The sequence below is a fragment of the Streptomyces sp. NPDC006174 genome (assembly GCF_040614075.1).
Lineage (GTDB): Bacteria > Actinomycetota > Actinomycetes > Streptomycetales > Streptomycetaceae > Streptomyces.
On record NZ_JBEXTJ010000020.1, the window covers coordinates 124,232 to 133,813 of the forward strand.

The window sequence follows — 9,582 nt, forward strand, 5'->3', positions numbered from 1 at the left end:
TGGTTACGTCTCTCGTCTTCTACAGTCCTCGGCGCGGCGACGCGTCCAGACCGTTCAGGAACGGGTTGGTGGCGCGCTCGCGGCCGATGGTCGTCTGGGGGCCGTGGCCGGACAGCACCACGGTCGAGTCGTCGAGCGGCAGGCACACGCGGGCCAGCGACTCCAGCAGCTCGGCGTGGTCGCCGCCGGGCAGGTCGGTACGTCCGACGGAGCCGGCGAAGAGCAGGTCGCCCGAGAAGAGGACCGACGGGATGTCCGCGGCCTCGGGCATCTTGAAGGTCACCGACCCCTTGGTATGGCCGGGCGCGTGCGAGACGCCGAACTCCAGGCCGGCCAGCGTCAGCTTCGACCCGTCGGCCAGCTCCTTGACGTCGTCCGGCTCCCCCACGGTCAGCTCGCCCATGAGCGGCATCCCGATGGAGCGGCCGAGCGCCTTCTCCGGGTCGCTCATCATGTAGCGGTCCTCGGGGTGGATCCAGGCGGGGACGTCATGGGCGCCGCAGACCGGGACGACCGAGGCGACATGGTCGATGTGGCCGTGGGTGAGCACGACGGCGACGGGCTTGAGCCGATGCTTCTTCAGTGCTTCCTCGACGCCTTGGGCGGCCTGGTGGCCCGGGTCGATGATCACGCACTCCTCACCGGCGGCGGGGGCGACCAGATAGCAATTGGTCCCCCAGGCCCCGGCGGGGAACCCGGCAATGAGCACGATCGTCCTTAATGTTCGTCCGGAGGATGCGGCTGCGGTGGAGGATGCAGCAGTTCAGAGCCTACCGGCGCTCCTCATGACACAGGTAACCCATATACGGTACGGGCAGCCCAGCCCCGAATCCCACGACGTACCCCCGACGTCACGACGTAACAAGGAGCCCAACCGGTGTCCAGCAGCGAACAGCGGCGGCGGCAGCTCGCCCGGGAGAAGTTCGAGCGCCAGCAGAAGCGCCGGGAGGAAGCCCGTCGCAGGACGAGGCGCATCACCGCGATCGTCGCGGCGTCGGTGGCCGTGGTCGCCGTCGTCGGTGTGAGCGCGTTCGTCGTGGCGGGCAAGGACGACGGCAAGGACGACAAGAAGACGGACGCGGCCGCGAGCCAGAGCCCGGAGCCGACGCCGTCGGAGAGCGAGAGCAAGGCTCCCGCGCCGCCGATGACGATCGACAAGAAGGCGTCGTACACGATGTCGCTCGGGACGAGCCAGGGCGACATAGCGTTCACCATGGACGCGGCGAAGACCCCGCAGACGGCGAACTCCTTCAAGGCGCTCGCCGACAAGGGCTACTTCGACGGGACCAAGTGCCACCGCCTCACCACCCAGGGCATCTTCGTCCTGCAGTGCGGTGACCCCAAGGGCGACGGCACCGGCGGCCCCGGCTACAACATCCCGGACGAGAACCTGACGGCGCTCGGCGAGGCCGGCGCCGACGGCACGGTGACGTTCCCGGCGGGGACGGTGGCGATGGCCAACACCGGCCAGCCGGGCTCCGGCGGCAGCCAGTTCTTCCTGGTCTACAAGGACACCAAGCTGCCTCCGACCTACACCCCGTTCGGCAAGCTCGACAAGGCCTCGCTGAAGAACGTGGAGAAGGTCGGCGCCGCGGGTGTCGAGGGCGGCGCGGGCGACGGTGCGCCGAAGAAGGCCGTGGAGATCGAGAAGGCGACCGTGAAGAAGAGCTGATCCGGCCGCCCGGCCCCGGGGCGGCTCGCGCGCCTGGGGCCGCGGGGCGGGAGCGGATAATTTCGGCCGCGCGGAGTGCGGACAGCCGGGTGGCCGGTCGCCTAGATTGGCGTTGTGCAGGGCGGGCGAGGCCCGCCCGAGGAAACTGTGGACGATGCCCGGGGGCGAACCCCCTCGCAGGCATCAGGTGGAGGAGGCGCTGTGAGCAGCGACCCGTGGGGCCGCGTCGACGAGACGGGCACCGTGTACGTGCGTACAGCCGACGGCGAGCAGGTCGTCGGATCGTGGCAGGCCGGTTCGCCTGAGGAGGCTCTGGCCTATTTCGAGCGCAAGTACGACGGCATTGTGGTCGAGATCGGCCTCCTCGAACGTCGGGTGAAGACCACCGATCTGTCGGCGAAGGACGCGACGACCGCGATCGACCACCTGCGCCAGCAGGTGGACGAGCACCACGCGGTGGGCGACCTGGACGCACTGCGCAAGCGCCTGGACGCGCTCGTGGCGACGGTCGAGGCACGGCGCGAGGAGCGCAAGGTCCTCAAGGCCAAGCAGACCGACGAGGCCAAGCACGCCAAGGAGGCGCTGGTCGCCGAGGCGGAGGAGCTGGCGCAGAGCGAGCAGTGGCGGTCGGCCGGTGAGCGGCTGCGGGCGCTGGTGGACACCTGGAAGGGTCTCCCGCGCCTGGACCGCAAGTCGGACGACGAGCTGTGGCACCGCTTCTCGCACGCCCGCTCGGCGTTCTCCAAGCGGCGCAAGGCCCACTTCGCCGCGCTGGACGCCCAGCGCGAGGACGCCCGCAAGACGAAGGAGAAGCTGGTCACCGAGGCCGAGTCGCTCTCCGGTTCGACGGACTGGGTCGGCACGGCCGCGCGCTACCGCGACCTGATGACCGAGTGGAAGGCGGCGGGCCGCGCTCAGCGCGAGGCCGAGGACGACCTGTGGAACCGTTTCCGCGGTGCCCAGGACGTCTTCTTCGCCGCCCGCGGCGAGGTCTTCGCCGAGCGCGACGCCGAGCAGGGCGAGAACCTCAAGCTCAAGGAGGAGCTCGCCACCGAGGCCGAGAAGCTGGTGCCGGTGAAGGACCTCAAGGCGGCCCGCGCCGCTTTCCGGTCCATCAACGAGCGCTGGGAGGCCATCGGCCACGTACCGCGTGACGCACGGCCCAAGGTCGAGGGCCGGATGCAGGCGGTGGAGCGTACGCTCCAGGAGTCCGAGGAGTCCGAGTGGCGCCGGACGAACCCGGAGGCGCGGGCCCGCGCCGCGGGTCTGACCGGTCAGCTCCAGGCGGCGGTAGACAAGCTGCGCGGCCAGATCGACACCGCGCGCGCCCAGGGCAACAACGCCCGCGCGGACAAGCTGGCCAAGGAGCTGGAAGGCCGGCAGGCGCTGCTGGACCAGGCGCTGAAGGGCCTGGAGGAGTTCGGCGGCTGACGCCCACCGCACAGAGAGGGGCCCCGGTACGCGATGCGTACCGGGGCCCCTCTCGTAGGTGCTGTTACGGCCTGCGCGCCGACGTGACCCGGTAGACGTCGTAAACGCCCTCCACGCCGCGTACCGCCTTCAGGACGTGCCCGAGGTGCTTCGGGTCGCCCATCTCGAAGGTGAAGCGCGAGGTGGCCACGCGGTCGCGGGAGGTCTGGACGGCCGCCGACAGGATGTTGACGTGCTGGTCGGAGAGGATCCGGGTGACGTCGGAGAGGAGCCGGGAGCGGTCCAGCGCCTCGACCTGGATGGCGACCAGGAAGACCGAGGACTGGGTCGGTGCCCATTCGACGTCGAGGATCCGCTCGGGCTGCTGCGAGAGCGACTCCACGTTGACGCAGTCGGCACGGTGCACGGAGACGCCGCTGCCACGGGTGACGAAGCCGATGATCGGGTCGCCCGGGACCGGCGTACAGCAGCGGGCGAGCTTGACCCAGACGTCCTCGACGCCCTTGACCACGACACCGGGGTCCGCGTTGGCGCGGCGCTTGCTGCGGCCGCCGTGCGAGGGCGGAGTGGATTCGGCCAGATCCTCGTTGGCCTCGTCGTGGCCGCCGAGCGCCTGCACCAGCTTCTGGACGACGCCGGCCGCCGCGACATGGCCCTCGCCGATCGCCGCGTACAGGGAGGAGATGTCCGGATAGCGCATCTCGTGGGCGAGGGTGACGAGGGAGTCGCCGGTCAGGATGCGCTGGATCGGCAGGTTCTGTTTGCGCATCGCCCGCGCGATGGCGTCCTTGCCCTGCTCGATGGCCTCGTCGCGGCGCTCCTTGGAGAACCAGGCACGGATCTTGTTGCGGGCGCGCGGCGACTTGACGAAGCCGAGCCAGTCCCGCGAGGGTCCGGCGCCGGCCGCCTTGGAGGTGAAGACCTCGACCAGGTCGCCGTTGTCGAGCGTCGATTCGAGCGGGACGAGCCGCCCGTTGACGCGTGCTCCTATGGTCCGGTGGCCGACCTCGGTGTGGACGGCGTACGCGAAGTCGACCGGGGTCGCGCCGGCGGGCAGCGCTATCACGTCGCCCTTCGGTGTGAAGACGAAGACCTCGTTGCGCGAGAGGTCGAAGCGCAGGGACTCCAGGAACTCGCTGGGGTCCTCGGTCTCCTTCTGCCAGTCAAGGAGCTGGCGCAACCACGCCATGTCGTTGACGGTGTCCTGGCCGCGTCCGGTGTTCTTGGGGACGTCGGTACGGACCTTGGAGGCGCCGGCGACGGCCTCCTGCTTGTACTTCCAGTGCGCGGCGATGCCGTACTCGGCGCGGCGGTGCATGTCGAACGTACGGATCTGGAGCTCGACGGGCTTGCCGCTGGGGCCGATCACCGTGGTGTGCAGCGACTGGTACATGTTGAACTTGGGCATCGCGATGTAGTCCTTGAACCGCCCGGGCACCGGGTTCCACCGGGCGTGGACGGTGCCGAGCGCCGCGTAGCAGTCGCGGACGGTGTCGACGAGGACGCGGATGCCCACCAGGTCGTAGATCTCGGCGAAGTCGCGGCCTCGCACGATCATCTTCTGGTAGACGCTGTAGTAGTGCTTGGGACGGCCGGTGACGGTGGCCTTGATGCGGGCGGCGCGCAGGTCGGACTGGACCTCGTCGGTCACTATGGCGAGGTATTCGTCGCGCTTGGGGGCGCGCTCGGCGACGAGGCGGACGATCTCGTCGTACATCTTGGGGTAGAGGATCGCGAAGGCGAGATCCTCCAGCTCCCACTTGATGGTGTTCATGCCCAGCCGGTGCGCCAGCGGGGCGTAGATCTCCAGCGTCTCGCGGGCCTTCTTCTCCTGCTTCTCCCGCTTGAGGTAGCGCATGGTGCGCATGTTGTGCAGGCGGTCCGCGAGCTTGATGACCAGGACCCTGGGGTCCTTGGCCATGGCGACGACCATCTTGCGTACGGTCTCGGCTTGCGCGGCCTCGCCGAACTTGACCTTGTCCAGCTTGGTGACGCCGTCGACCAGGAGCGCGACCTGGTCACCGAACTCGCGCTTCAGGGTGTCCAGGCCGTACTCGGTGTCCTCGACGGTGTCGTGCAGCAGCCCGGCCATCAGCGTGGCCGGATCCATACCCAGCTCGGCGAGGATCGTGGTGACGGCGAGCGGGTGCGTGATGTACGGGTCGCCGCTCTTGCGCTTCTGGCCGCGGTGCCAGCGCTCGGCCACCTGGTAGGCATGCTCGATCTGGCGGAGCGTGGCCGTCTCGATCTTGGGGTCGTTGCCGCGGACCGTACGGAGGAGGGGCTCCAGGACCGGGTTGTACGGGCTGGAACGCTGTACGCCCAGGCGGGCGAGGCGGGCCCGCACGCGGTTGGAGGAGCCGCCGGAGCGAGGTGCGGATCCGGCCGGGACGGCGGGCTTCACGGGCGGCGGAGGCGTGGGGGCCGGGGGCTTCGGCTGCGGTGTGGCCGGGGTCTGCGCCTTGGTCCCGGGAGCTTGCGCGCTCGACGGCGGGCTCGTCGGAGTGGCCGGTTTCTTCGGCTGAGGCGGCTGGGACGGCTGCGCGGCGGCCGGGGGGCGCTCGGACGCTCGATCGGGCTCCGGGGGCGCGGGCTTCGGCGCGTTCGAGGGCGCGGCCTTCCCGGGCGTGGCGGGGGACGCCGCGGGCTTGTCGGGCTGCGGGGCGGCGGCTGACTGGGCCTCGTCTGGCAAGAGCGCTCCTCGTGCGGATCCGGGGTACCCGGAGAGCCCATGGTAACGATCCCCCGGCGGGACCTCGCCCGGGGACGGTGGGAGCTTGGAGAACGAAGGGCGGGCACCCGGATGTTCCCGGGTGCCCGCCCTTCGTTCTCGGCGGTTCTCAGACCGTGATCAGCGCTTCCAGCGGAGCGCCGCGCAGCCCCGGCTCCAGCCGGGCCCGGCCCGCGAGGAAGCCGAGCTCCATGAGGACCGAGACGCCCGCGACCTGGGCGCCGGCCCGCCGGATGAGCTCCAGCGAGGCCTCGGCCGTGCCGCCGGTGGCCAGGACGTCGTCGATGACCATGATCCGGTCCTCGGCGACGAGGTCCTCGGCGTGGATCTCGATCTCCGCGCTGCCGTACTCCAGCTCGTAGGCCTGCGAGAGCGTGGCTCCGGGCAGCTTCCCGGCCTTGCGGACCGGTACGAAGCCGATGCCCGCCCGGATGGCGACGGGCGCGGCCAGGATGAAGCCGCGGGCCTCCAGGCCGACGATCTTCGTGGCGCCGTGCCGTACGCACAGCTCCGCGAGGGCGTCGGTGAGCGCCGTGAAGGCCACCGGGTCCGCCAGCAGCGGCGTGATGTCCTTGAACACCACGCCCGGCTTCGGATAGTCCGCGACATCGCGGATCCGGCTGAGCAGCAGCGCCCGGGTGGACTCGGTGGTGCTGGTCATCAGCGCTTCCCCGGCGTGCGGCCGTGCGAACGCGGGCGGCCGATGGCCGAGCCCGCGGTCGCGGCGTCCTCACGCGGCTCCTCGTGGCCGTCGTCCTCCGGGGACTCGCCCCGGGCGGCAGCGGCCGCCCGCTTGGCGAGGACCCGCTTCTTCAGGGCCTTCATCTGCGGCTCGCGCTCCTTGAGGTCGGCGACGAGCGGCGTGGCGATGAAGATCGAGGAGTACGCACCGGCGGCGAGGCCGACGAAGAGCGAGAGCGAGATGTCGTTCAGCATGCCGGCGCCGAGGACACCGCCACCGATGAACAGCAGGCCGGCCACCGGCAGCAGCGCCACCACGGTGGTGTTGATCGAGCGGACCAGCGTGCTGTTGATCGACCGGTTGGCGATCTCGCTGTACGTGAAGCGAGTCTGCTTGGTGATGTCCCTCTGGCCCTCCTTGAGGCTGTCGAAGACCACCACCGTGTCGTACAGGGAGTAACCGAGGATGGTCAGCAGACCGATCACCGTACCCGGCGTGACCTCGAAGCCGACCAGGGCGTAGACACCGACCGTGATGGTGATGTCGTGGATGAGCGCGATGAGGGCGGCGACGGCCATCCGCCACTCGAAGGCGATGGCCAGATAGACCACCACCAGGATCATGAAGACCCCGAGACCCGTCCAGGCCTTGTTGGCGATCTGCTCACCCCAGCTGGGGCCGACCAGGTCCGCGTTGATCTCCTCGGCCGGGATACCGAGCTCGTCGGAGAGGGTCTCCTTGATCTCGTTGGCCTTGGCCGTGTCGACCTCGGTGATCTGGATACGGAGACCGCCGTTGCCGAGCTCCTGGACGATGGCCATGTGGCCCGAGGCCTCGGTCGCCACGTCCGTCGCCTGGGCCGTGGAGATCTTGGCCTTGGTGTCGGTCGTGAAGACCGCGCCGCCCTTGAACTCGATGCCCATGTTCAGGCCGCCGACCGCCACGGCGACGATGGCCGTGATGGTGATCAGTATCGAGACGCCGTACCAGATCTTGCGGTTGCGGATGAAGTCGTAACCGACCTCGCCTCGGTAGAGCCGGGCGCCGAGATTGCCGAGTCGCGACATCTCACGCCTCCTTCGGTTCGGTGGAAGCGCTGACACGGCGCGAGCGGCGCAGCGGCGGCTGGGCGCCGAGCCGCTTCGGGTCCAGACCGGACCAGGAACCGCCCTGGGAGAAGAACTTGGTCCGGCCCATCAGCGTCATCAGGGGCTTGGTGAAGAAGAACACCACGACGACGTCGAGCAGCGTGGTCAGGCCGAGCGTGAACGCGAAGCCCTGGACCTTGCCGACGGTGACGAGGAAGAGCACCGCGGCCGCCAGGAACGACACGAAGTCGGAGACCAGGATGGTGCGCCGGGCCCGGGGCCAGGCGCGCTCGATGGCCGGGCGCAAGGTGCGGCCCTCGCGGATCTCGTCTCTCACGCGTTCGAAGTACACGATGAAGGAGTCCGCGGTGATACCGATGGCGACGATGGCACCACAGACCGCCGGAAGGTTCAGCGCGAAGCCGATGGCCGGGCCCAGCAAGGACATGATCGTGTACGTCAGGATGCCGGAGACCAGCAGGCTGAGCAGGGCGATGAACGCCAGCCCGCGGTAGTAGGCGACCAGGTAGATCACGACCAGCGCCAGACCGATGCCACCGGCGATCAGGCCGCCCTTGAGCTGCTCGCTGCCGAGGGCGGCGGTCACGGTGGTGACGCTGACCTCTTCGAAGGTCAGCGGGAGCGCACCGTAGGACAGGATGTTGCCGAGGTCCTCGGCGGACTGCTGGTCGAAGCTGCCGGAGATCTGGGCGTTCTTGCTGAGCGCCGTGCGCACCGAGGGCGCGGAGACGACCTCGCCGTCGAGAACGATGGCGAACTGGTTCATCGGGGGCTGCTGCTGCGAGAGCCGGCTGGTGATCGTCTGGAACTTCTTGGCGCCGGCGGAGCTGAACTCCATCGACACGATCCACTGACCGCTCTGCTGGTCGATGGCGCCCTGGGCGTCGTCGACGTCGCTGCCGGAGACCTCGGCCGGGCCGAGCACGTACTTCTCGTAGCTGCCGGGGACGTTCGAGCCGCAGGCGACGATGGAGTCGGTGGGCGTCGCGTCCTTGCCGGCCGCCGCGCGCTGCTCGGGGTCGGTGCAGTCGAGCTTGGCGAACTCCTCCTGGAGCTTGGCCGTCGCCGGGTCCGCGGAGGGCGATGCGTCGGGAGAGTCGGACGGCTTGGGCTCGGCGGAGCCCGTGGGCGTCGGGGTGGGGGCCTTCTTCAGGCCCTCGCTGACCGCACGGCCCTGGGTGGTGGCGCTCGGGGAGGGAGTGGCCTCCTCGCCGGTGGCCTCCTCGCCCTTGTTCTTGTCGTCCGACGTGGCGGACTCACCGGGCTTCGGCGTGGCGCTGCCCGAAGGGGTCGGGGAGCCGGAGGGCGCGGGCTGCTCGGGGCCGCTCGCCGCCACCGTCAGAACGGGCCGGAAGTAGAGCTGGGCGGTCGTACCGACCTGCTCCCGGGCCTGCTCGGAGTTGGTCCCCTTGGGGATGTTGACGATGATGTTGTCGCTGCCCTGGGTCTGGACCTCGGCCTCGGAGACGCCCAGACCGTTGACGCGCCGCTCGATGATCCCGACCGCGGTGTCCATGTTGGTCGGGTTGATCGCGTTCGGCTTGCCGGGCTGGTTCTTCGCCTTGAGCGTGATCGACGTCCCGCCGGCGAGGTCGATGCCCAGCCTCGGTGTGGTGTGCCCGGACAGGAACATCCCGCCGGTGAGCGCGACCATGGCGATGAGGATCAGACCCAGGGCACGCCCCGGCCTCCCCTGACCGCCGGACGGCCCTCGGCCCTTCTTGGGTGCTGCCACCTTTTCGTTTCTCCCTGTCCAACCGCCCCGCGCCGGGTACGCGCCCGAGCGGCCACGAAGTGTTGTGGGGACCCGCCCCCGCAGACGACCTGCACGGTCCCGGGGACGCCGCGCGCCGGTGGGCGCGTCCAGGCCGATGTCGAAGCCCTCGCGCAGGCCGAGCTCGCGCTGTCCGTCGGCGATGGTGCTCTCCGCGACGTTCAGGGCCAGGCTGACGCCGAC

7 protein-coding genes are annotated in these 9,582 nt (G+C 69.9%); 2 read left to right on the forward strand and 5 right to left on the reverse strand.

The window, feature by feature from the left end; translation table 11 throughout:
- Nucleotides 1-19: 19 nt before the first annotated feature.
- A complete protein-coding gene (locus ABZ267_RS32455; protein ID WP_356754308.1) occupies nucleotides 20-709 on the reverse strand; it encodes an MBL fold metallo-hydrolase in 690 nt (229 codons plus the stop codon).
- A gap of 168 nt (nucleotides 710-877) precedes the next feature.
- On the opposite strand from ABZ267_RS32455, the gene ABZ267_RS32460 reads away from it, so the two are divergent.
- Nucleotides 878-1,672, forward strand: a complete 795-nt coding sequence (locus tag ABZ267_RS32460) for a peptidylprolyl isomerase (RefSeq protein WP_356754310.1) — start codon at nucleotides 878-880, stop codon at nucleotides 1,670-1,672.
- A 201-nt stretch (nucleotides 1,673-1,873) separates the two neighbouring features.
- Complete coding sequence (locus ABZ267_RS32465; RefSeq protein WP_356754312.1) at nucleotides 1,874-3,103, forward strand: DUF349 domain-containing protein; 1,230 nt, start codon at nucleotides 1,874-1,876, stop codon at nucleotides 3,101-3,103.
- A 64-nt stretch (nucleotides 3,104-3,167) separates the two neighbouring features.
- On the opposite strand, the gene ABZ267_RS32470 is transcribed toward ABZ267_RS32465, so the two are convergent.
- From ABZ267_RS32470 to secD, 4 genes are all read right to left on the reverse strand, one after another.
- Nucleotides 3,168-5,795 carry a RelA/SpoT family protein gene (locus ABZ267_RS32470; RefSeq protein ID WP_356754314.1) on the reverse strand — a complete coding sequence of 876 codons (2,628 nt, stop codon included), beginning with the start codon at nucleotides 5,793-5,795 and terminating at the stop codon, nucleotides 3,168-3,170.
- A 148-nt stretch (nucleotides 5,796-5,943) separates the two neighbouring features.
- Complete coding sequence (locus tag ABZ267_RS32475) at nucleotides 5,944-6,495, reverse strand: adenine phosphoribosyltransferase (RefSeq protein ID WP_356754316.1); 552 nt, start codon at nucleotides 6,493-6,495, stop codon at nucleotides 5,944-5,946.
- On the reverse strand, nucleotides 6,495-7,583 hold the full coding sequence (gene secF / locus ABZ267_RS32480) for a protein translocase subunit SecF (RefSeq protein WP_356754318.1): 1,089 nt from the start codon (nucleotides 7,581-7,583) through the stop codon (nucleotides 6,495-6,497). The genes ABZ267_RS32475 and secF overlap by 1 nt, the downstream gene beginning before the upstream one ends.
- A gap of 1 nt (nucleotide 7,584) precedes the next feature.
- Nucleotides 7,585-9,360 carry a protein translocase subunit SecD gene (secD, locus tag ABZ267_RS32485; RefSeq protein ID WP_356754320.1) on the reverse strand — a complete coding sequence of 592 codons (1,776 nt, stop codon included), beginning with the start codon at nucleotides 9,358-9,360 and terminating at the stop codon, nucleotides 7,585-7,587.
- Between the last annotated feature and the right edge of the window lie 222 nt (nucleotides 9,361-9,582).